Genomic DNA, 23,813 nt, shown 5'->3' with positions numbered 1-23,813 from the left:
ATATTTTTACGGAATATTCAGATATTTATGGGTCTGAACTGATGCCTGCCATTTCGGATGCTCCAGAATGAAGTCTGTAATCTTAGGATACATATCATTTCTTTTGCTCCACTCACTTTGAAGATAAAGTCTGCAGCTTTCAGAAACTTTTGAAGCCTGTTCTTCAGCAAATGTAAAGTCATGATTATTGAAAATAATGACTTTAAGCTCATTAGCCTTTTTATAAATTTCTTCTTTAGGGAGTCCTGTTTTCTTTGGTGAAAGCGTGATCCAGTCTAAATGTCCGCTCATAGGATAAGCACCAGAGGTTTCAATATGAATGGAACAGCCTAATTCTTTTAATTTTGAGGTAAGGATTTCTAAATTCCACATAAGAGGCTCGCCCCCGGTCAAAACAATTGTTTTACAATGTCTTGCCGCGGTTTCAGCAATCTCTGTGGCATCCATTAAAGGGTGAAGATTCGGATCCCAGCTTTCTTTTACATCACACCAATGGCATCCCACGTCACAGCCTCCTAATCTGATGAAATAGGCTGCTTTTCCAGTGTGTGCCCCTTCTCCCTGTAAAGTGTAAAAATGCTCCATTACAGGGAGCATTTTACCTTCTTTTAATAAAATATCTTCTTCTTTGTTCATTTTAAAATTAGTCGTTATAGACCGAAGTTTTGTAAGCAATGATGGTGTTTTTCATCAGCATCGCTCTTGTCATAGGGCCTACTCCTCCAGGCACTGGTGTGATCCAGCTTGCTTTAGCCGCACAGCTGTCAAAATCTACATCACCTGCCAAGTAATAGCCTTTTGGAGAGTCGTTATCTACTCTAGTGATCCCTACGTCTACGATGACAGCGCCATCTTTGATCATTTCTCCTTTCAGAAAGTGAGGATCTCCTAATGCCGTAATCACGATATCAGCCTTTTTAGTGTATTCTTCAATATCTTTCGTATAAGAGTGGGTAAGGGTTACGGTAGAGTTTCCGGGGAAATCTTTTCTTCCCATCAGGATACTCATCGGCCTTCCTACAATCTTACTTCTTCCAATGATGACACAGTCCTTTCCTTTGGTTTCAATATTGTATCTTTCCAACAATGTCAAGATTCCGAAAGGAGTAGCCGGTAAGAAAGTATCCATTTCCAAAGCCATTTTTCCAAAGTTTTCAGGGTGGAACCCATCCACATCTTTTCTCGGATCAATAGCGTTGATGATTTTTTCCTGATCAATCTGATCCGGTAAAGGCAACTGAACGATAAATCCGTCTACTGCTTTGGATTTGTTTAATTCATCAATTTTTTCCAATAATTCAGATTCAGAAACGGTACTGGGAAACTTAATTAAACTGGATTGAAATCCTACTTCTTCGCAGTCTTTCACTTTAGAGTTAACATAAGCCTTGCTTGCTCCGTTGTTTCCCACAAGAATAGCAACCAAATGTGGTGCTCTTCTTTTGCTTGCAAGAATTTTTTCCACTTCAGCCTTGATCTCTGCCTTTATTTCTTTGGATACTTTAAGTCCATCAAGAATTTCTGCCATTTTTACTTTTTTTACTTTTATTTAGATTTTATTTCCTTTATAATAATTAATCAATCCATTGGTAGAGCTGTCGTGTGAGTTGATTGGATCATTATTCTCAAGCTCCGGAAGGATTTTGTTCGCTAAAACTTTACCTAACTCCACTCCGAACTGATCGAAACTGAAAATATTCCAGATCACTCCCTGAACGAAAATCTTGTGCTCATACATCGCGATTAATTGTCCTAATGAGAAAGGAGTTAACTCTTTAAATAATATAGAGTTCGTAGGAGTGTTTCCGTGGAAGACCTTAAAGTTGAGTAAACGGTCTATTTCCTCATCAGACTTACCTGCATTTCTAAGTTCTTCTTCAACTTCTTCTTCAGATTTACCGAAAGCAAGGGCTTCGGTCTGGGCAAAGAAGTTAGCTAACAATTTTTCCTGATGATCAGAAACTTCATTACAGCTTTTTACATAAGCAATAAAGTCTGCAGGAATCAATTCTGTCCCTTGATGGATCAGCTGATAAAATGCATGCTGGCCATTGGTTCCCGGCTCTCCCCAGATAATAGGACCCGTTTCATATTCTACAAATTCACCACTTCTGTCTACGCATTTTCCGTTGCTTTCCATATCTCCCTGCTGAAGATAAGCTGCAAATCTGTCAAGATACTGAGAGTACGGAAGGATCGCATAACTTGTCGCTGCATAGAAATTACGGTACCAGATCCCTAAAAGCCCCATTAAAACGGGAACGTTTTCAGAAAAATCTGCCGTCTGGAAATGCTGGTCCGTATCAAAAGCTCCTCTTAACAGCTGTTCAAAATTTTCATATCCTACCGCCAGTACAATACTCAATCCGATCGCGCTCCAAAGAGAGTATCTTCCGCCTACCCAATCCCAGAATTCAAAGATGTTTTCTTCTGCGATCCCGAATTTTTTCACTTCCTGAATATTGGTAGATAAAGCGACAAAATGTTTTGCCACATCTTCCTGGCTTCCGGCTTTAAGGAACCAGTCTTTTGCCGAGTTTGCATTGGTCATTGTTTCCTGAGTTGTAAACGTTTTGGAAGCAATGATAAATAAAGTGGTCTCCGGATTTAAATTTTTAACAACTTCTGCAATATGATTTCCGTCTACATTGGAAACGAAGTGAACATCCAGTCTGGTTTTGAAATGCTTTAATGCAGAACAAACCATTACAGGTCCTAAATCAGAACCTCCAATTCCGATATTGACTACATCAGTAATTTCTTTGCCATTAAAACCTTTGTGCTCTCCTGAAATAATTTTTTCAGAAAATGATTTCATGTGCTCAAGAACTCTTTTGATCTGCGGTTTAATGTTCTGCCCATCAACAAGAATTTCACGGTCAGAAAAATCCCTCAATGCCGTATGCAATACAGCTCTTCCTTCTGTTTCATTGATTTTGTCTCCCGAGAACATTTTGGAAACAGCGTCTTTCAACCGGCATTCTTCAGCCAGTTGTAATAGAAGTTCTTTCGTTCTTGAATCAATTAGGTTTTTAGAATAATCAAAAAGGAAATTGTCTTTTTGTAAAGAGAATTCTGTAAAACGGTTCGGATTATACTGAAACAGGCTTCTAAGATCAAAGTCGTTCCCTGCGAAATGTTCATCAAGAGCTTTCCAGCTGTCAGTCTGTATAGGATTTATTTTTGATAGCATATTTTCTAGAATTAAAGGCTCAGAAAAAATAAAGTATAGGGCAATATTTTTAAAAATCTATAACATATTATTTCTGATCTGCAAATTTAAGGAAAAATAAAACCTCAAATAAATTTGAAGATGATAAATAACATTTTTTTAAACAACAAGACCTCAGAAATGTGCTGAGGTCTTGTTTTATACGGATTGAAAAGGGATGGATATTACTCATCCAGTTCATTCAGAATATTTTCCAGCTGCCTGGCATGGCGCCCATAAAAGTATTTTGTCCATAAAACGATGCTCGTTACAATGGAAAGGGTTCCTATCAGTACAAATAAAATAAGGGTATCTTGGTGAGCATTGGTGATCTCTGAAAAAGATTTTCCTTTTTTCTCCATAACATTCAATATTTCCAAACCGAGCGTTATCAGGAAATGGGGGAGTAATAAAAAACCAAAAGACTGATACCTTTCCATGTTTAACCTGAGCTCGTGGTAAATTTTCCAAAGGCTGTTCCGGGTATTTCCGGAATAAAGTTCCGTTTGCTTATAAAATTGATAGAACCCAAACAGATAATAGGAGGATATTATCACCATCATTGTATAGGATATATAATAAATAATGTACTGCGAAGCGGAAATTTGTAATAGCGGCGGGAAGAAGCCTATAAGTATAATGGCCAGAACCTGTGCTGGAAACTCCTTTTTCATCATCTTTCGAACTTTTTCAATGGGATGCCTGCTTGCTTTTAGCTGGTTTATAGTGTCCGGAATCTTGGTATCACTGCCTTCGTTATTCCATTGTTCTTTTAATTGATCAAAATTCATAACCTGATTTTTTTATGATTTGCTGTATTTTTTCTTTTGTTCTGTTGAGTTTTACCCGTGCATTGCCTTCGCTGATGCCGAGATTGTTTCCGATTTCCTTATGTGACATTCCTTCCATGAAATAAAATATAACGGCTTTTTCTAAGGAATTCAATTCCTGGACAGCCGTGTAAAAGAACTCCAGCTGCTTATCCTTGGCGGGATTGTAATCCTCCTGCCGTACTTCAAACTGGGGAGTGGTGTCTGTTTGGTTGTTGGTTCTCTGCTTTTCCTTTTTTAAATATGTAATTGCAGTATTGATGGCCACACGGTACATCCAGGTAGAAAATTCACTGTTTCCTTTGAAGTTTTGGTAAGACTTCCAGAGCTGGACAAGAATTTCCTGCTGCAGATCTTCCCGGTCTTCTGTAGAATCAGCATAGATACGGGAGGCTTTATATAAAATGCCTTTATGCTGGTTGATGAGCTTTAAAAAAGCGGCTTCGTTTGGATGGCTCACTATTGTCTCATAATTTGGTTATCATTATTGCAGCTGGACTACCGGTTTTACAGTATATCCTTTTTTTGTAAGCAGATGGATGAGGCCGTTGTCGCCCAACAGGTGGCCGCTTCCTACTGCAAAAAAAGTAGACTGCTTTCTCATAATGTCCGGCATTTTTTCAGTCCAGCTTTTATTTCTTTCATCGAGAATTATTTTCCCCTGTTTTGCATCCATGAACCTTTTGTCCCGGATAAGCTTGTCTAATGCCTGTAGATCTTCCTTTTTAAATGCTTCAATCATTTTTTGAGCACACACAGCATATTCATGGCCCAACTTTAACTGCTGCATTACTTCTTTTAATCCATAAGCCTGTCCCAATATATTGGTTTGATCCGCTATTTTCTCAAGGCCTGCAATGTTTTTTTTGTGCTGCATCGCAATTTTGAGAAGTTCAATGTCATACATTCTGGCTTCCGCGGGAGGGCATGAAAGAATTTTAGAGGAAAGAAGGCTGTAAAGCGCCTGCGGCATATAATGATCAACATTTTTCAGATTAGTTCCGTATCCTTTAAGAATGTTGTCATATTCCTTAGCTTCGTCTGCGGTAACCTGATCGGAAATTTTCTTTTCTGCCTGAAACATAGCTTGTACTGCACTGATCTCACTCGGATCTGTAAAATTGACTTCAAGCATGAAATTTTCCGTTTTATCAAGTGCTTTCAAAACCTTTGGTTTTATTTCAAAATCTTTACTGCATAAGGTATGAAAAGTTCCGGTAATATAAGAGGGTTTTGAGAGCCCGTTTCCCGATACTTCCCAAAGCAGGCTGCCGTTGTAATCCCTATTTTTGTTTTGAGCTTCAGCTGTTATGGAAGCTATTGATAACCATGCGGAAAATCCAAGTCGTAAAAAATTTTTCATAGTATTATTTTTTGATTTTTATTCTTTAAACAGTAGGTAAAAGCAACATTGGAATCGTTACAGTTTTTTTTGAAAAAAATAAAAACCTTCTGGAATAGGAGGTTGTAAAATCTAAAATTATGATGATAACCAATAGGTTAGGATAGCTTTTTTATTCCTGGATTTTAGCCTGTCCGCCCTTTGAGAACTTTTTCTTTCTGAAAAAATAGATCAGTCCACCGGCAATGAGTAGGAGAGGCCAAACATTAACAAGTGCTACAATGATTTTCTGGATCAGATAAAATCCATAGACAAAACCATCTTTTACATTATAGAGGAAATTGAACTTATACTTATTGTCTATACTGTTGGTATTGGTAACAGGTATTTCTGCAATCCGTAATTGGGGTTCTTTGATGTAAATGTCAATAGTGCTGTATTTCAGATGGTCAGCGGTATCCATGTTGGAAAGCTTCTGCAGGTTTCCTTCTGCTGTATTTTTGTCATCCAGTGTTACTTTATCCTTATTGGTTTTTAGCTGGCTGATGTTTTCAGAGGTTTTTTGATTTCGTTTGTCCTCCAGCACGGCATATTTAATACTGGAAGTTACATCTTCCGCGGTGATGGATCTGGAAGCAAGAAATACTTTATTTGTATTGATTAATGTCAGAAATTCCCCTAGTTTTTCGGTGGGAACACGTACCTTCATCATATTCTCCGACTGATATTTTTTGACAAGTATCGCTTCTTCATTTGAGATGCTATAGGTATTTTCAGACACAACATTGCTGCTTAGGTTGCTGTTCGTAACAAATCCTCCAAGATCCTGAACCGATTTTTCTATAGCAATGGTTGCGTCATATACATCCTTTACTTCCATATTGATCGCTGCGGTTTTAATGAACTGCTTGTCTTTTACTTCTATTGTGGCAGCAGATGAAATGCTGTCTGATAGAATGACGGAGGCAGAATCTGTGGTAGCATAGGCTCCGGGATCAGTTGCAGCGGCCTCTCCTTTTTTGCATGAATAAGTTCCTGTTAAAAGCACTGCGGATAATAACAAAGTAATGTAAGTGGTTTTCATAGAGTGGGTTTTACTGTTTTGCTTACATCAAAGTTCAGGCGGGATCTTTTGTAATGCTTGAAAAACTGAAGTAAAAGATTTGTAAAGATTATGTTCCGGGGTAATGGGTTGCATTCTAATGTTTTGTAAAATGAATCTGATGGCCATAACTTTTTTCGGAGTAATTTTTGCTTGCCTTTTACAAACCAAAACCACAAAAATCATTATGTCAAATACTTTTTCCAAAATCAGAAACGCAATAGGACTATTCACATCCATAGATTTTGACCAGTTAAGTGCAATTTCAAAAAAAATTGATCTGCCTAAGCTCATGCATAATTTTTCAAAACTGGACGATAAGCAGCTTGCCGGGCTTATGAAAATGCTGGATACAGATAAAAAGAAGAAGGAACTGCCTCCTATTGACGGCGATTTTTATGATATTTACCACACGTTGACCCCTGAACAGCGGGAAATTCAACTTAAAGTAAGAGCTTTCATGGAAAAAGAAGTCAAACCTTTGGTGAATCATTATTGGCTGAGAGATGAATTCCCTTTTGAATTGATTCCGAAATTTCAAAAATTAAATATCTGTGGCGTTACCTATGAAGGCTACGGATGCCCGGGAATGCCTTTTCTGATGGAAGGTGTTATTGCGATGGAAATGGCAAGGATTGATGCTTCTATTGCCACTTTTTTTGGAGTCCAGTCGGGATTGGCAATGGGTTCCATTTATATCTGCGGTTCAGAAGAGCAGAAACAAAAATGGCTTCCTCAAATGCAGAAATTTGAAAAAATTGGTGCGTTTGGATTGACCGAGCCGGAAGTAGGCTCAGGAGCGGCGGGAGGACTTACGGTTACCTGTAAGAATACCCCGGAAGGCTGGGTGCTGAACGGACAGAAAAAATGGATAGGAAATGCCACATTTGCTGATCTGATCATTATCTGGGCAAGAGATTTAGACAGCGGAGAAGTAAAGGGCTTTATTGTGGAAAAAGATAATCCCGGATTTTCCGTAGAAAAAATTAAAGGGAAAATGGCGCTGAGGATTGTTCAGAACGGATTGATTACTTTAAAAGACTGCCTGGTGACGGAAGAGAACCGCCTGCAGAATGCCAGCTCATTTAAAGATACCGGAAAAGTACTGCGGATGACCAGAGCCGGGGTAGCATGGATGGCTACAGGATGTGCAAGAGGAGCGTATGAAAGCGCATTGGAATATACCCGAAAAAGAGAGCAGTTTGGAAAGCCTATTGCCTCTTTTCAGATGATTCAGGGGCATTTAGTGGAAATGTTATCCAATCTTACAGCCATGCAGACTATGGTTTTCAGATTGTCCGAAATGCAGGATGAAGGGATTTTAAAAGATGAGCATGCTTCTTTAGCTAAAGTTTTCTGTACTTTGAGAACAAGGGATATTGTGTCCAGAGCCAGGGAGGTCATGGGAGGAAACGGGATCCTGCTTGAATATGATGTCGCAAGATTTGTAGCGGATGCTGAAGCGATCTATTCTTATGAAGGAACAAAAGAGATCAACTCACTCATTGTGGGAAGATCCATTACAGGGTTCAGTGCATTTGTATAGATATAAGGGAGCAGGTAGCAGATGATGGTTACAAGTTGTACGCTGTAATGCATGCTACCTGCAGTCTTTTAACTAATCAAAGCTTTATACTTCTCTTTATTATCAAGAATAGCCCAAAGGTTGATCAACAAAAGGGCTACCGCCATTCCTATTCCCATTTGAGACGGATCTCTGTATACATTTTGAAGGAATATGCCTACCATCACCGGCAGAATAATGATAGCTCCCAGTGCCCTGGTTTTTGGAAAGATAAATAATACCCCTCCAATAATTTCTACGATTCCCACTAAGGGCATCAGCCAGCCGATTTCTGTAAAAGCAGCGTATATTTTCATTTGCTCATCCGTCATTTTAGGCATGGGAGCATATTGGAAAAATTTGTTCAGACCTGCATTAATAAAAGTAAGGGAGAACAAAAGGCAGAAAATGAATTTTATGATTTTCATATTGGTAATTTTATATCAAATGTACTATAAAAATGATATTTATTGATTTATTTTGACATAAAATTACAAATCGTGTTGCTTTTATTGTTTTATGTTTTGTTTTAGGGAAAGCTGAATTTAAGTGGACATTCGCTAGTCCATCTCTTCCAGGGTAATATTCTTTGAAATCTTATAACTTTTTTTTTTTTGTTAGGTTTTTGCTCTTCACCCAATAGCCTGCCCCAGGGCTTTAAATCATCTACTTTTTCACAAATGATTTTAATAATGGCGATTGCCGGAATACACAGAAACATTCCTGCAATTCCCCACAGGTGTTCTCCTAAAAGAATTCCGATGAAGGAAAATAAAGCATTGATTTTCACTTTTGAGCCTACCACAAAAGGCAGGATGATATTTCCATCAATGGCGTGTACGCCGACATATCCTATAATAACATAGATGCAGGTAGAAGGGGTAGCCGTTGCAAAGGCTATAAAACAGGATATCAAAAGGGAAATAAAAATGCCGAGATAAGGAATAACATTTAACAGGCCTGTAAGTACCGCTAAAAGGATAGCATATTTGACACCTAAAACAGAGAGTACAATGGAAGTAAGTAGGGAAACGATGATCACCTGAAGAAACAGACCGAAGATGTATTTTTTGGTCATGATACGGATTTCATTTACAGCTTCCACCACACTGGTCTTATGTCTTTCATTAAAAACAGTAGTAATAAAATTATTTAAAAGTCTTCTGTAGTTTAAAATGAAGATGAAAAATAAGGTAAAGAACAGAATAAAACCGAATCCTGTGGAAAATATTCCAAAGGTGAAGCCTAAAATAGCCCCTGAGGAAGATAAAAGCTTGTTCAGTCCCTGATTGATATAATCTACCTGTTCATCAACTTTAACATTGAATGTTTTGGAAACCCAATGCTGGAGATTGTTGAATAAAGTCGTAAACTGTTCTCTGAGATGAGGAAGATCTTTGCTGAAATCAGATAATTGATTGGTAAAAAAATAGATCAGCCCGCTTAAAATAATCAGCATGATAAAAACAGAGGTCATGGTAGAGACCGATCTGGGAAATCTCAGCTTTCTTTCCATAAAGGTGGCCGCCGGCAAAAATAACATAGCCATCAGAAAAGCAAAGAAAAACGGAGCTAAAATACTCTGCCCCAGTGCCAGAAGGTAACCAATACAGATGATGGAAACCACAACAAGCGTAAGCTTAACAAGGAAAGGAAGTCTAAGAAAATTCATAATCAAAAATATGCAGTATGGAATAAAATTAAGAAAAACCCACTGAATTGAGAAATTTTTATCAGCCCACTTGAGTTTTATTTCTAGCGTATCAAATTTCATTCCAGCTCAATATTAATGTGGTAGCCCTTATACTGATTATCAGCTAAAAAACAGAAACATGCCCCGGGTTGCCGGAACATGTTTCTTTATTGAGAATTTGATATGTTATCACAAGTTATTTTTCAATGGCGATGTCTATAACTTCTTCCATTCTGCTTACATAATGAACTTTCAGATTTTTTAAATAATCTTTTTTGATTTCTTCAACATCTTTTCTATTGGCTTCACAAAGGATTACATCTTTGATTCCGGCTCTTGTAGCAGCAAGAAGCTTTTCTTTAATTCCACCTACAGGAAGCACTTTTCCTCTTAATGTAATTTCCCCGGTCATCGCAAGATGAGGCTTTACCTTTTTGTTTTTAAAGGAAGAAACCATGGAAGTCAGCATGGCGATACCTGCCGATGGGCCGTCTTTAGGAGTGGCCCCTTCAGGAACGTGAACGTGAATGTTTTTCTTGTCCAGATCCTCCTGTGCAATTCCCAGTTCGTCATGTCTGGCTTTGATATATTCCAAAGCAATCGTAGCAGATTCTTTCATGACGGTTCCCAGATTACCGGTCATTGTCAAGGCTCCTTTTCCGTTGCTTAGTATGCTCTCGATATAAAGAATATCTCCACCCACACTTGTCCATGCAAGGCCTGTTACAACCCCTGGCACTCCTGTGATTTCAGATAAGCTTTTAGGTCTTGGCACTCCAAGAATCTCGTCTACTTTTTCCACTGAAATTTTAGGGTCATATTCTTTTACTAATGCAGTTTGCAGAGCTACCCATCTTGCAATGGAGGCTATTCTTTTTTCTAAAGTTCTTACTCCGCTTTCTGAAGTATGCGCTTCTATAATATGTTTAAGCTCAGCATTTCCGAGTTTAAATGATTTGGTGTCCAAACCATTCTCCTCCTGCTGCTTTTTGATTAAGTGCCTTTTAGCGATCTCAATTTTTTCCTCCAAAGTATAGCCTGCAATCTGAATAATCTCTGTTCTGTCTAAAAGTGGGGTCTGTATTGTTGAAAGTGAGTTGGCGGTCGCAATGAACATCACTCTCGAAAGATCATAACCCATTTCAAGGAAATTGTCATAGAAAGACTTATTTTGTTCAGGATCAAGAACTTCCAGAAGGGCGGAGCTTGGGTCGCCATGAAGGCCTTGTCCGATTTTATCAATTTCGTCCAGTACAATGACCGGATTGGAGGTTCCCGATTTTTTGATAGACTGTAAGATTCTTCCGGCCATCGCTCCGATGTACGTTTTTCTGTGTCCGCGGATTTCGCTCTCATCATGAAGGCCACCTAAAGATAATCTTACATATTTTCTTCCTAAAGCATCTGCAATCGATTTCCCCAGAGACGTTTTACCTACTCCCGGAGGTCCTACCAGTAGCAGAATAGGAGATTTCATGTTGTTTTTTAATTTTAAAACAGCCATGTGCTCCAGGATTCTTTTCTTGATATCTTCAAGTCCGAAATGAGCTTTATCCAATATCTTTTCCGCTTTTGCAATATCAAAAATATCTTTGGTATACGTTTCCCAGGGAAGATCTGTAAAGAAATCCAGGTAGTTTCTCTGAACATTATAATCCGGAGAATTAGGATTCTGGCGCTGGAGTCTGCTGATCTCTTTCTGGAAATGCTCCTCTACTTCCTGGTTCCATTTTTTTGTTTTTGCTTTAGCAATCAGATCTTCCACATCGCTTTCAGGACCACCTCCCAATTCTTCCTGAATTGTTCTGATCTGTTGATTAAGGAAGTATTCTCTCTGCTGTTTATCTAGATCCTTGGAGGTCTTCTGATGAATCTGATTTCTTAATTCCAGCTTTCTGAAGTCCTCATGCATCATTTCGTAGCATTTTTTGGCCCTTTCCATCATGCTTTTTTCTTCCAGCAGTTTTTGCTTTTCCACCGATGGGAAGCTGGAATTGGTACAGATGAAGTTGAGCAGGTCATCATTATTATTGATGTTTTTGATCGCAAAGTTCGCTGCATTAGGGATATTTGGATCCAGTTCGATGATCTTTAGAGCAAGATCTTTGATATTTTCCAGTAATGCTTCATATTCCTCCTGGTTTTTCGGCTTGCCGTCCTTTAATTTTGAAATCTCAGCTTTAAAGTAAGGTCTGTTTTCCGTGATCTTTTTGATTTTGAACCTGTGAAAACCTTTAGTAATTGCTGTGATATTACCTTCCGGTAATTTTATAATCTTGATGATCTTGGCCAGCGTACCGGTAAGATAGATGTCTTTTTCAGCAGGCTGTTCCAGATCTGAATTTTTCTGGCTTACAATTCCAATGAAATCTCCGTTCTTCTGAGCTTCTTCAATAAGCTGAATAGAGTTTTTTCTCCCCGCGGTAATGGGAATTACCACATTGGGAAACATTACCATATTTCTTACAGGGAGTATAGGGAATATCTTTTGTTCGGAATTTTTATCAGTCTCCGAAAAGTCAGAAAGATTGATTTCTTCGGCTACGATGTCAAATCCGTCGCCAATCATTTCTTCTAAACTAATATCTTCAAATTCTGTCATAGTCAATCGAATGACAAATTGTCATTTTCGTTTTTAATCGTTAAGGTGATTTTTTATAATAAGCCTTGAAAACGTGTGGTATATTATATTATCCTAGAATGCACAATACTTATGCCATTTGTTTTTTAGTGAAAAATATGGTCAAAATTTCCTTTTTTTAATAAACTTGATGATTTAAAATTAAAATAAAGAACTTCTGTTTCTGTAATTTCTTAAAAATGTGTATTTTCGCAAACTGATAAAAAACTATAATTTATAAAATGGCAATTTTAGGACAGATTAGGAGTAAGCCTTGGCTTTTAATGGGAGTAATAGCCTTAGCGCTTTTGGCGTTCTTGGTGAACCCGGATACTATCGACAAGGTTTTTGGTAAAAATCCTGACGTTTTAGGAAAAGTAAATGGTGAGAAAATCACTCGCGAAGAGTTCAATGATCAGCTTTTCGTGTTGCAGCAGCAGGCAGAGCAGCAAGGTCGTCCGAAAAACGGTCTTGAAGAGCAGGCTTGGCAGTTACTTGTACAATCTAAGCTTATCAAACAACAATTTGAAAAGTTAGGTTTTGAAATGACTGATGATTACTTCTGGAGCCAGATCCAGTATGATCAGATGTTTGCTCAAAATCAACAGTTCTTTGATGAGAAAGGTAATTTTAAAACTCAAGAGCTTAAAAAAGAAATTGAAACATTACAAAACACCAACCCTCAAGGATATAGCCAGTGGTTAAAGACAAGAAAAACCATTGAGTACAGATTGATGGCAAGACAGGTGTTTACCAATATTTCAGCAGGAATCACAACCGGAAAGAAGGAGGCTGAAGAGCTTATGAAGCAGAGAGATCAGCTTGCTGATATCGATTTCGTTAAAGTTGATTATGCGGCATATCTTCAGAAGACAAAAATCAATGTTACTACTGAGGATCTTGCGAATTACATCAAACAGCACCCTGTAATGTTCAAAGCAGAGCCTAGCAGAAATATCGGAATTGTATATTTCCCATCTAAGCCTAGTGCAGCAGATGATGCAGCAGCTCTGAAAGAAATTACAAAATTATACTCAGGAGGTACGGACGCAAGCGGAGGTACAGAAAACTTCCAGAATACGAAAAATGATTCTATGTTTGTCATGGCCAATTCTGATATGCCTTTCAATGCTCAGTATATGAAGCCTACACAATTGCCGGCAGCTATACAGGGGCAGATCGCTACTGCAGCGGTAGGGCAGACCTTTGGTCCTTACAAGGAACAGGATTTGTATGTAGTTTCTAAACTTGTAGGTAAAAAGACTTCTGACTCTACGTTGTCAAGACATATCCTTATTGCTTTCAAAGGAAGTCCTGCGGGAGAGGGAGTAACAAGATCCAAAGAGCAGGCTAAGAAATTGGCAGACTCTATCGGAGCCATTGTAAAAGCAACTCCTGCTAAATTTACAGAATTCCTTAAGCTTTCTAATGATCCAAATTCTGCAGCACAGGGAGGAAGCTTGGGTTGGACAACTCCGGAAACGCCTTTCGTTCCTGAGTTCCTTACTTACCTGGCCAACAATCCTAAAGGAGCTACAGGAGTAGTGGAAACACAGTTCGGTTATCACATCATCAATATTGAAGATAAAAAGGCCGGATCAATGGGATATAAAGTGGCGAACCTAGTGAAAGCAGTTAAGCCTTCTGATGCTACAGAAGCTGAAACCGATAAAAAATCAAGAAAATTCATTCAGCAGGTTCAAGGGAAATCTTTCAACGATTTCGTGAATATTGCTAAGAAAGGAAACTATCAGTTCTCTAATCCAAAAGCAGCGAAAAGATTTGAAGGTCAGCTTCAAGGTCTGGGAACTGAAAAAGATGGCGAGATCTTAACCTGGGCTTTTGATAAGAAAAGATCTAAGGGTGATACGGAACTTTTCACGGTAGATGGAACAGGTGATAAAATTGTAGTTTATCTTAACGGAAAACAGGAAGCAGGTCTTGCTGACCCTGAATCTGTAAGAGATCAAATTGAAGTTGTCGTTAAAAATAAATTGGCAGCAAAACAGATTGCTGATAAAATTGCAGCCGCTAAAGTGTCAAACTTAGACCAGGTTGCTAAATTATTTGCAGCACCAAAACAGTCTGCTCAGGTTAATCTATTGAATCCTTCGGTAGCAGGTTCTATGGAACCTAAAGTTGCCGGTGCAGCATTCGGAGTTAAGAAAGGAGCCCTTTCTAAGCCGGTAGAAGGAGGAACAGGGGTTTATGTTCTGATCAAGAAATCAGAAACGGTGAACAAACAGCCTGGAGATCTTAAGCAGTTCACAGAATCTATTACACAGAGAAATGCAGGAATGTTCGGACAGGCTTGGTTAAAGAGTCTTCAGGATAATGCAGATATCAAAGATTATAGAATTGAGATCTGGGGTAAGCTGGGAAATCAGCAACAATAAGAAATTAAATTTCATCAAGATAAAAGCGACAAATTTTTTTGTCGCTTTTTTTATATTTAACGCAGAACAATAAGGGAAAAGATTTATTTAAAATGTATTATATTTGCTTATTAGAAAAATATTAGCAAGTGAAGTTCAGTAAAGAATTAAAAGCTGGTGTGATCACACTTTTAGCTATCGTAGGCTTTGTGTTGTTGTTCCAATTCATGAAAGGGAAAAGCCTTTTTACTACCGACAATATATTTTATGCAAAATATGACAATGTAGAGGGCCTTGCGCAGTCTTCAGCGGTTTCCATCAATGGTCTGAAAGTAGGACAGGTCGATAAGATCATTCCCCAGACAGCAAAAGATGGTAAGATCAGTTTTGTGGTAAAAATAACGGTTGACAATAAATTCGAATTTTCAAAAAACTCAACGCTGGAAATTTTTGAACCGGGATTAATGTCCGGTAAGGAAATGAGAGTAAACCTTGTCTACGGAGGAGACACTGCAAAAGACGGGGATACATTGAAAGGAGCTTTCAAACTGGGAATGATGGGAAGTCTTTCTTCTCAGGTAGGCCCGGTAAAAGACCAGTTACAGGTTGTATTACACAGGGTAGACTCTTTAATGACCAATGCCAACCAGATTTTTGATGCCCAGAATAGAGCTGAAATCAGAGCTTTATTATCCAACCTTAATAAAACGGTAGGTGCATTGCAGACGACTGCAGGAAGTGTAAACAATTTGGTAGGACACAACGATCCTAAGCTTCAGCAAGTCTTGGACGATGCAAGCCTTACGATGAAGAGTGGAAAAGTTACACTAGACAAATACGGTAATCTTGCAGAAAGCATCGATACAAAGAAATTGAATGCAACGATTGCGAGCCTGGATGCTACCGTAGGAAAACTGAATCAGGTAATTGGAGGTATTGATAAGGGAGAAGGAAGTTTAGGAAAACTGATGAAGGATGATCAGCTGTACAATAATCTGAATTCCGCATCTTCCAATCTGAACTCATTGGTTGAAGATATGAAAGCGAACCCTAAGAGATATATTAATTTCTCGGTTTTCGGTAAAAATAACAAAGACTAATACGCCTTATGCAGTACATCGATAACATTATTTTCCTGATTTTATTAGTGGCCGGATTTGGATTATTTGCCAAAAGCCTGCTGAAAATCTATAGAAATATCAGGTTGGGTCATGAGATTAATAGAAACGACAGAAAATCTGAGCGCTGGAATACCATGGCAAGAGTTGCGATGGGACAGAGCAAAATGGTAAAACGCCCTATTGCCGGGATACTGCACATTTTTGTGTACGTAGGTTTTATCATTATCAATATAGAGCTTATAGAAATTGTGGTGGACGGAGTATTCGGAACCCACCGTTTTCTGGCTTCGGTTTTTGGAAACGGTTTCTACAGTTTCTTTACTGCAACATTAGAAATCCTGGCACTTCTTGTCGTGATCGGCGTAGTGGTATTCTTTATCAGAAGAAACTTTTATGGGGTGAAAAGGTTAACCATGAAAGAACTTTTCGGATGGCCAAAACAAGATGCCAACTGGATTCTTATTATCGAATTTGCCCTGATGATGGCTTTCTTTAAAATGAATGCTGCCGACTGGGTATTACAGCAGAGAGGTCTTCTTCCTGAGCATGGAAGCTTTCCTATCAGTTCTATGATTTTAGGACCTGTTTTCGGCGGTTTTAGCGATGGTTTCCTGTTCTTTACAGAAAAGGGAGCATGGTGGTTCCACTTTGTGGGGATTTTATTCTTTATGAATTATCTTTATTATTCAAAACATTTGCATATTATCCTGGCATTTCCAAGTACATGGTATGCTAACCTGGAGAAAAAAGGAAAGTTCAATAACCTTGAATCTGTTACTAAGGAGATCAAACTGATGATGGATCCTAATGCCGACCCTTATGCAGCTCCGGCTGAAGGAGAGGCTGATGCGGCTCCTTCTAAGTTTGGTGCGGAAGATATATTTGATTTGAACCAGGTACAATTGCTTAATGCTTATTCTTGTACAGAATGCGGACGTTGTACTTCGGTTTGTCCAGCCAATATTACCGGTAAAAAGCTTTCTCCGAGACTGATCCTGATGAAGACCAGGGACAGACTTGAAGAGGTAGGAAAAAATATAGATAAGAACGGCAAATTTGTGGATGATGGCAAGAAACTGCTTAACGATTATATCACAAAAGAAGAACTTTGGGCTTGTACCACCTGTAATGCATGTACAGAGGCCTGCCCTGTATTATTAGATCCGCTTTCCATTATTTTTGAAATGAGAAGATTCCTGGTAATGGAACAGTCTGCTGCTCCGCAGGAGCTGAATCTGATGATGACCAATGTGGAAAACAATGCGGCTCCATGGCAATATAACCAGGCAGACCGTTTGAACTGGGCAAATGATTAAATCATGAAAAAACTAGTATTCCTATTCCTGTTGATCTGTTCCGGTTTCTTGTGGGCACAGTCAGCCGACCAGAAAAAAATTCTTGAAGATACCCGGTTATTCATATCGCTGTTTCAAAAGAAAGATTACGATGGAATGCTGAATATGACGCATCCGGCTATATTTGAAAAGGTGGATAGAAAAGCAATGACTGACGGTTTCAAAAAGCTATTTGAAGGCAATGATGAATTTCAGATCGAAATGGTGGATATGGATAAAAATACATTCAGCGTTTCCGATATTTTCACTGCCGAAGACAACATCAAATATGCCTTCACAGTGTATCCGATGAAAATGAAAATGATTTTTCTGAAGGAGAAATTTGATGAAGATAAAAAGAATATGATGCTCGGGATTTTAGTAGCACAGGGAATGAAAGCGAAATTTTTGAATGATACGTCTCTGGAAATGAGTAAGCTAAGTATGATTCTTGCTCTTAATGACAAGACAACAGGAAACTCCTGGAAGTATCTGAACTATGATGAAGCCAATCCTTTATATGCTTCCATCGTGCCTACTGAGGTAATGAAAAAGGCAAAGGAATACTATGCTAACTTATTAATTAAACAAAAAGAAAATGCAAATTAAAACAATGGCAGAATATGCTGCCGAAGGAAGATCCCCGGAAGTTTTATTTTGGGTTGGATGTGCTGGAAGTTTCGATGACCGCGCCAAAAAAATTACGAAAGCATTTTGCAAGATATTGAATAAAATAGGTGTTGAATTTGCAGTGTTGGGACAGGAAGAAAGCTGTACCGGAGATCCTGCAAAAAGAGCTGGAAATGAATTTGTTTTTCAGATGATGGCTCTTACCAATATTGAAGTTCTGAATGCTTATGAGGTGAAAAAAATTGTGACGGCATGCCCGCACTGCTTCAATACTCTTAAAAATGAATATCCAAGCTTAGGAGGACACTATGAAGTAGTACATCACACGCAGTTCCTTAAAACATTAATGGAAGAGGGAAGATTAAAGATCGAAGGCGGGGCATTTAAAGGAAAGAAAATTACTTTCCATGATCCATGCTATCTGGGCAGAGCGAATGATGAGTATGAAGCACCGAGACTTCTTCTTGAGAAACTTGACGCAGAGCTTGTAGAAATGAAGCGCTGCAGAACAAACGGCCTTTGCTGTGGTGCTGGAGGGGCACAGATGTTTAAAGAACCTGAAAAAGGGAACAAAGACATCAATATTGAAAGAACCGAAGAAGCTTTGTCTTTTGAACCTAAAGTAATTGCTACGGGATGTCCTTTCTGTAACACCATGATGACAGACGGGGTAAAACATTTTAACAAGAACACAGAAGTCGCTGTAAAAGATATCGTAGAGCTTCTTGCCGAAGCAGAAGATTTGTAGGAATTTCTATTAAAACATAAACAAAAACTCAGGCTTTGGCTTGAGTTTTTTATTTTGCGATCAACTCAAGAATATTTCTTAATTTTGATACTTTAATTGACAGGTGATGAAATCCCTATTCGGAAAAATTTCTGGTCAACAGCCGGAGATGGATTAGGTGATTGCATAAGATCTGGGAAAAAATAAAATGTTTACCTATGAAAATTGAAGAATCCAATATTGTAGAAACCAGCGACTACAGAGTCATTATATACCCGGCTTCAAGGCCTTTTGAAACAAAAGAAGCGAAATCAATAACTGAAAAACTGTTTGATTTCCTTGCGACATGGGCCGCTCACGGAAACCCGCTTTCTTCCTCTTTTAAAATTGAAAAAAATCAGTTTATTATCATTTGTGTAGATGAGGAAAAAGAAATGGCATCAGGGTGCAGTATTGATGCGTTAGGGAAAGTAATGAGGGAAATTGATGAAGAGTACCAGCTGGGACTTTTCGACAGAATGAAAGCCAGTTTTGTAGACCAGGGAGAAGTAAAAACTCTAAAGCTACAGGATTTTAAGTCTCAATTGAGAAACGGAGAACTTTCCAGGGATATTCAGGTCTTTGACTTCTCTAAAAATACGTACCTGGACTTTTTGAGCCATTTCCTTTTACCTTTGGAAAAAAGCTGGGCAGCTTCTATACAGTAAGTATTAAAAAATACTGTAAATAATCAGAAAGTGGAATGCATTTCCACTTTTTTGTTTTTAATGTATCTTTGTAAAGACTCAGTAAAAATTAATGTCAAAAATACTTTTTTTAACGACTTCACACAGTTATAATGATGACAGGATTTTCTATCATCAGGCCCTGGCGCTCAGAGATAAAGGACATGAAGTGAAAATTTGCAGTTTATATGCAGATTATACAGGAATTATTGACGGAATTGAAATTGAGTCGTATGCCATTCTGGAAGAAAGCATAGAAAAGAAAACGAATACCCTTAAGCAGGTTTGCGCATCTTTTCAGCCGGACTGTGTTATATGTTCCGAGCCATTGGCCGTAATTGCCGCTAAAGAATATACAAGAAAGCACAAAATCAGCTGTATGTATGATATCACAGAATGGTATCCCTCTATGAGAATGGTAAGCGGATATTCTTCTTATCTGTTGAAATGTATTCATGCCATTAAATTTTTCCTGGTCCACCTGTATGCAGGGTATATCAGCACTCATTTTATTTTCGGAGAATCCACTAAGAAATTTCCTCTGGCTTATTTTTTTCCATTCAAAAAAAGAATTATTCTGCCTTATTTTCCAGATGACAGATATATGTATCCTAATATTAAGCGTCTGGTTCCCGGTAAAATAACCTTGTGCTATACAGGGCAGATGTCTGAAGAAAAAGGGATTGAAAATTTCTTTAAAGCCATTGATACAGTACGCACAAGAAAGCCGGATCTGGATATTGAAATTCTGCTTGTAGGCGGAACCAGAACCAAGAAAGATGAACTGTACTTTTCTGAGCTCCTGGAAAAGTATGCCTGGAAGAATATAAAGATTGGAAAAACCGCTTCATTTGAAACTTTTACCCAATCCTATGCAGATGCAGATATCTGTTTTGATTTGAGAGCTCTTAACTTTGAAAATGATCATTGCCTGCCGATCAAGATTTTCTACTATGCCGCATCCGGAAAACCGGTTATTTATACGAATCTGAAGGCCACCAGAAAGTATGTGGATGTTGCCCGGTTTGGGTTTTTGGTAGATCCTGAAGATGCAGGGACTATTGCAGATATTATTTTGAATTACGTTCAGAATCCCGCGCTTTATGACGTGCACGCCCATAATGCAAGAAAGGAATATGAGGAAAAGTACAACTGGAATGGTATAAAAGATTCATTTGTTGACTACGTCCAGCAAGCCTTGAAAAAATGAAGCAAAAGACTATTTTTAAAACTTTTATTTCCCGGTTTTTAATATTGATATTGAATTTCGGACTTGTGATCTATTCTACCAATATGTGGGGAAGTGAAGGTAAAGGAGTGATCTCTGTTGTCATTGCAGATTTAACGATCGTTTCTTTTTTCAGCAATATCTTTGTAGGAAGCAGTGTTACCTATTTTGCGCCTAAATATAAAACAGAGCAGATATTGGCGTATGCTTACTTGTGGTCGCTTTTGGTAGGTATTTCCATACCTGTTATTTTCAGTATTACCCATCATAATTCAGCATATTCAGGTTACCTGATCGCTTTGTCGGTCGTATCCTCTCTTTTGGCAGCGAATATTAATTTGTTTGTGGGACAGCAGAAAATCAAAATGTTCAACCTGTACACCATTTTACAGCAGGCTGTTCACATTGCGTTTCTTGTGGTTATTATCTATATAGCCAGGATTACTGCCGTTACAGCTTATTTTATCGCTCAAATTGGCTGTTTTGCCACCTTATTTCTGGTAAGCTCATTTCAGTTACTGAAGAATTGCAGATTTTCAGAGATATCATTTTCTAAAAAGATTCAGAATACTTTATTTGATTATGGCTGGAAAACCCAGCTGAGTGCTTTCCTGCAGTTTTTGAATAACAGGCTGTCCTTTTATTTTTTAGAATACTTTAAAGGGATGGTGAGCGTGGGAATTTTTTCAATCGGAGTCGCTTTTTCTGAAGCGATCTGGACGGTCAGCCGCAGTCTGTCTATAGTTCTTTATTCGGATGTCGTCAATAATAAGGATTCAGATATTGCTATAGAAAAAACAAAATCTCACTGAAGATGAGTTTCTGGATCACTTTATTATTCATCGCGGCCATTTTGCTGCTGCCGGCTCAGTTGTATATTATGATTTTCGGTAAAGATTTTCACCAGACGAAGCAGATTATCCTGTTTTTATCTCCGGGGATTTTAGCGATTGCGGTAAGCAATATCATAGGATTCTATTTTGCAGGGATTAATAAGCTTAAAATATTAAATGTAAAATCTGTGGTAGGCCTTATTTTTACGCTTATATCCTCCTTTTATATTATACCCCGCTGGGGAATTACGGGAGCCTGCATCATCACCTCTGTATCCTATTGTTTGTCCTCGGGTTTGTTGTTCTGGAGATTCTATCAGATGACAGAATTCCATCTCAGTGATTTTATGATTTCAAAAGGAGAGTTTCATTTGCTGTTGAACAAACTGCTGAAGAAATAGTATCGAAAATTTTTATATCAGAACGAATATAGCTGCATGTAAATGCCTTAGAGAATTAAAATAAATTTTATCTTTGCTGTACATGAGAAATGTTGTTTTTGGAATATTGATGACCGGGTTTGCACTTTTAAGCTGTAAAAGTGACGATGAGTCTTTACAGAGAATTGATCAGATCCTGAATATTTATATGAAGAACAGTGCAGGACAGGATCTGCTGAACAGCCAAAAAACGGGTTCATACAGCGGATATTCCGTGAATGACCTTTTGGGAGACAAAGATGTCACTCCTGTGAGCATTCCTTTGAGAATGACCACAGATTCGATATATTATATGGAATATATTGCAGGGGCAAAAAGAAAAAGAGCTGACTCCACCAGTCCAAGCAATCCGGGTACCGGAACTTCTTTTTATTCCGAAATGCAGTTGGGACTAAGGACAACAACCAATAATGTGGCGGATACAATCAATGATATATTAAGAATTGAATATCGTATGACTCCAACATTATTTCAAGTCTCGAAAGTATTTTATAACAAAAAGGAAGTATTTTCAAAAGAAGCTGATGCTCCCAATTCAATAAATACGGTTACTATCGTAAAATAATTTAAATTTGTACAACTGTTAGCTTATTATAAGCTAAACATCTAATATTTAACATCTAAATAAAATGTTACAAGTCAATTTTTTACGCGACAATAAAGAGCGCGTTTTAGAAGGTCTTAAAAAAAGACAATTCAAAAATCTTGAGTTGGTAGACGAGGCTATCGCTGCTGACGACGAAAGAAAAAGAATCCAGTTTGAATTAGATTCCCAGCTTTCCGAAATCAACAAAATCTCCAAAGAAATCGGACTTTTGATGAAAGAAGGAAAGAAAGAAGAAGCGGAGTCGGCAAAATCTAAAACAGCACAGTACAAAGAGTCGAGTTCAGAATTGAAATCCCAGTTAGAAGTAAAAGAAACGGTTTTGCTGGATATCTTATATCAGCTTCCCAATATTCCTAATGAATTGGTAAAGAGCGGAGCTTCTGCGGAGGATAACGAAATTATTTATCAGTCACACACGGTGGAAGGTCTTGGTGAGGGAGCTGTTCCTCACTGGGAGCTGGCGAAGAAATACAACCTTATCGATTTTGAATTGGGGGTAAAAATTGCCGGAGCCGGTTTTCCTGTGTATCTGGGAAAGGGAGCAAGATTACAGAGAGCGTTGGTTCAGTATTTCTTGGATAAAAATGTAGAGAAAGGATATACGGAGGTGAATCCTCCTCACGTTGTGAATGAAGCATCCGGTTTTGGAACGGGGCAGTTGCCTGATAAAGAGGGACAGATGTATTATATTAACGAAGATAAATTGTACCTGATCCCGACGGCTGAAGTTCCTGTAACAAACCTTTACCGTGATGTATTGCTTGATGAAAAGGAACTTCCTATTAAAAATACAGCTTTTTCTCAGTGTTACAGAAGGGAAGCGGGAAGCTACGGGGCTCACGTAAGAGGCTTAAACCGTCTTCATCAATTCGAAAAAGTAGAGATTGTAAGAATTGAAAAACCCGAAAACTCTTACGCTGTGCTGGAAGAAATGGTGGAGCATATCAAAGAGATTTTAACAGACCTTGAACTTCCTTTCAGAGTATTAAGACTTTGTGGAGGAGATACAGGTTTTGCTTCTGCCATGACCTATGATTTTGAAGTATGGAGTGCTGCCCAGGAAATGTGGTTAGAAGTGAGTTCTGTTTCCAACTTTGAAACATTCCAGGCGAACAGACTGAAATGCCGTTATAAAGCAGACGGTAAATCTCAGCTGGTTCACACCTTGAACGGATCTGCAATGGCATTACCAAGAATTATGGCTGCCTTGCTGGAGAACAACCAGACTGCGGAAGGGATTAAGCTTCCTAAGAAAATTGCGGAATATGCAAGATTTGATCTGATCAATTAAAAATATCTTCCACGTAGAATGACTCCCCTTTCATCATTGGAAGGGGATTTTTATTTCCTTAAACATTGTTTTGTTTTTTTAATCTTTATTCTATTTTTTATTAAATAGTTTATTAACATAATAAAAAAATGAAATTTCAT

22 protein-coding genes are annotated in these 23,813 nt (G+C 38.3%); 12 read left to right on the top strand and 10 right to left on the bottom strand.

Features of this window, described 5'->3' with window-relative positions; translation table 11 throughout:
- Nucleotides 1-6: 6 nt before the first annotated feature.
- The 7 genes from MUW56_RS09080 to MUW56_RS09050 all read right to left on the bottom strand — a co-directional run bounded on the left by MUW56_RS09080 (nt 7) and on the right by MUW56_RS09050 (nt 6,467).
- Nucleotides 7-636: a 7-carboxy-7-deazaguanine synthase QueE gene (locus tag MUW56_RS09080; protein ID WP_292012884.1), complete on the bottom strand. Its 630-nt coding sequence runs from the start codon at nt 634-636 to the stop codon at nt 7-9.
- A 7-nt stretch (nt 637-643) separates the two neighbouring features.
- On the bottom strand, nt 644-1,528 hold the full coding sequence (locus tag MUW56_RS09075) for a bifunctional 5,10-methylenetetrahydrofolate dehydrogenase/5,10-methenyltetrahydrofolate cyclohydrolase (protein WP_292012883.1): 885 nt from the start codon (nt 1,526-1,528) through the stop codon (nt 644-646).
- 21 nt (nt 1,529-1,549) lie between these two features.
- Nucleotides 1,550-3,193 (bottom strand): glucose-6-phosphate isomerase, encoded by a 1,644-nt coding sequence (gene pgi, locus MUW56_RS09070; protein WP_292012882.1) that lies wholly within the window; start codon nt 3,191-3,193, stop codon nt 1,550-1,552.
- 203 nt (nt 3,194-3,396) lie between these two features.
- Nucleotides 3,397-4,002, bottom strand: a complete 606-nt coding sequence (locus MUW56_RS09065; protein WP_292012881.1) for a hypothetical protein — start codon at nt 4,000-4,002, stop codon at nt 3,397-3,399.
- Entirely contained in the window at nt 3,992-4,501 is a 510-nt protein-coding gene (locus MUW56_RS09060; RefSeq protein WP_292012880.1) for an RNA polymerase sigma factor, read from the bottom strand. Before MUW56_RS09060 ends, MUW56_RS09065 begins: the two co-directional genes overlap by 11 nt.
- A gap of 24 nt (nt 4,502-4,525) precedes the next feature.
- A complete protein-coding gene (locus tag MUW56_RS09055) occupies nt 4,526-5,404 on the bottom strand; it encodes a TraB/GumN family protein (protein WP_292012879.1) in 879 nt (292 codons plus the stop codon).
- A 151-nt stretch (nt 5,405-5,555) separates the two neighbouring features.
- On the bottom strand, nt 5,556-6,467 hold the full coding sequence (locus tag MUW56_RS09050; RefSeq protein WP_292012878.1) for a DUF4349 domain-containing protein: 912 nt from the start codon (nt 6,465-6,467) through the stop codon (nt 5,556-5,558).
- Nucleotides 6,468-6,672: 205 nt separating this feature from the next.
- Between MUW56_RS09050 and MUW56_RS09045 the strand changes: the two genes are divergently transcribed.
- A complete protein-coding gene (locus MUW56_RS09045) occupies nt 6,673-8,031 on the top strand; it encodes an acyl-CoA dehydrogenase family protein (RefSeq protein WP_292012877.1) in 1,359 nt (452 codons plus the stop codon).
- Nucleotides 8,032-8,099: 68 nt separating this feature from the next.
- Here the strand turns inward: MUW56_RS09045 and MUW56_RS09040 are convergent, their stop codons facing one another.
- The 3 genes from MUW56_RS09040 to lon all read right to left on the bottom strand — a co-directional run bounded on the left by MUW56_RS09040 (nt 8,100) and on the right by lon (nt 12,344).
- Complete coding sequence (locus tag MUW56_RS09040; protein WP_292012876.1) at nt 8,100-8,477, bottom strand: MauE/DoxX family redox-associated membrane protein; 378 nt, start codon at nt 8,475-8,477, stop codon at nt 8,100-8,102.
- 101 nt (nt 8,478-8,578) lie between these two features.
- Nucleotides 8,579-9,721: an AI-2E family transporter gene (locus tag MUW56_RS09035; protein WP_292012875.1), complete on the bottom strand. Its 1,143-nt coding sequence runs from the start codon at nt 9,719-9,721 to the stop codon at nt 8,579-8,581.
- Between the two features lie 217 nt (nt 9,722-9,938).
- A complete protein-coding gene (gene lon, locus MUW56_RS09030; RefSeq protein ID WP_292012874.1) occupies nt 9,939-12,344 on the bottom strand; it encodes an endopeptidase La in 2,406 nt (801 codons plus the stop codon).
- A gap of 260 nt (nt 12,345-12,604) precedes the next feature.
- Here lon and MUW56_RS09025 point away from each other — a divergent pair, with 260 nt between their 5' ends.
- The 11 genes from MUW56_RS09025 (at nt 12,605) to serS (ending at nt 23,673) form a co-directional block, all read left to right on the top strand.
- Complete coding sequence (locus MUW56_RS09025; RefSeq protein ID WP_292012873.1) at nt 12,605-14,758, top strand: peptidylprolyl isomerase; 2,154 nt, start codon at nt 12,605-12,607, stop codon at nt 14,756-14,758.
- Nucleotides 14,759-14,886: 128 nt separating this feature from the next.
- On the top strand, nt 14,887-15,837 hold the full coding sequence (locus MUW56_RS09020) for an MlaD family protein (RefSeq protein ID WP_292012872.1): 951 nt from the start codon (nt 14,887-14,889) through the stop codon (nt 15,835-15,837).
- 8 nt (nt 15,838-15,845) lie between these two features.
- On the top strand, nt 15,846-17,174 hold the full coding sequence (locus MUW56_RS09015) for a (Fe-S)-binding protein (RefSeq protein ID WP_292012871.1): 1,329 nt from the start codon (nt 15,846-15,848) through the stop codon (nt 17,172-17,174).
- A gap of 3 nt (nt 17,175-17,177) precedes the next feature.
- Complete coding sequence (locus MUW56_RS09010) at nt 17,178-17,801, top strand: hypothetical protein (RefSeq protein ID WP_292012870.1); 624 nt, start codon at nt 17,178-17,180, stop codon at nt 17,799-17,801.
- Nucleotides 17,791-18,570, top strand: coding sequence for a (Fe-S)-binding protein (locus MUW56_RS09005; RefSeq protein WP_292012869.1), 780 nt, complete (start codon nt 17,791-17,793; stop codon nt 18,568-18,570). Before MUW56_RS09010 ends, MUW56_RS09005 begins: the two co-directional genes overlap by 11 nt.
- 197 nt (nt 18,571-18,767) lie before the next feature.
- A complete protein-coding gene (locus tag MUW56_RS09000) occupies nt 18,768-19,256 on the top strand; it encodes a hypothetical protein (RefSeq protein ID WP_292012868.1) in 489 nt (162 codons plus the stop codon).
- A gap of 91 nt (nt 19,257-19,347) precedes the next feature.
- Nucleotides 19,348-20,484 carry a glycosyltransferase gene (locus MUW56_RS08995; protein WP_292012867.1) on the top strand — a complete coding sequence of 379 codons (1,137 nt, stop codon included), beginning with the start codon at nt 19,348-19,350 and terminating at the stop codon, nt 20,482-20,484.
- Nucleotides 20,481-21,314, top strand: coding sequence for a hypothetical protein (locus MUW56_RS08990; RefSeq protein ID WP_292012866.1), 834 nt, complete (start codon nt 20,481-20,483; stop codon nt 21,312-21,314). Before MUW56_RS08995 ends, MUW56_RS08990 begins: the two co-directional genes overlap by 4 nt.
- Nucleotides 21,315-21,316: 2 nt before the next feature.
- Nucleotides 21,317-21,736: a lipopolysaccharide biosynthesis protein gene (locus tag MUW56_RS08985; protein ID WP_292012865.1), complete on the top strand. Its 420-nt coding sequence runs from the start codon at nt 21,317-21,319 to the stop codon at nt 21,734-21,736.
- 82 nt (nt 21,737-21,818) lie between these two features.
- Nucleotides 21,819-22,340 (top strand): hypothetical protein, encoded by a 522-nt coding sequence (locus tag MUW56_RS08980; protein ID WP_292012864.1) that lies wholly within the window; start codon nt 21,819-21,821, stop codon nt 22,338-22,340.
- 64 nt (nt 22,341-22,404) lie between these two features.
- Nucleotides 22,405-23,673, top strand: a complete 1,269-nt coding sequence (gene serS, locus MUW56_RS08975; protein ID WP_292012863.1) for a serine--tRNA ligase — start codon at nt 22,405-22,407, stop codon at nt 23,671-23,673.
- Nucleotides 23,674-23,813 lie beyond the last annotated feature (140 nt).

Source organism: Chryseobacterium sp., assembly GCF_022869225.1.
Lineage (GTDB): Bacteria > Bacteroidota > Bacteroidia > Flavobacteriales > Weeksellaceae > Chryseobacterium.
The sequence above is the reverse complement of the archived record's forward strand: the minus strand, read 5'-3'. Positions and strand labels throughout refer to the sequence as shown.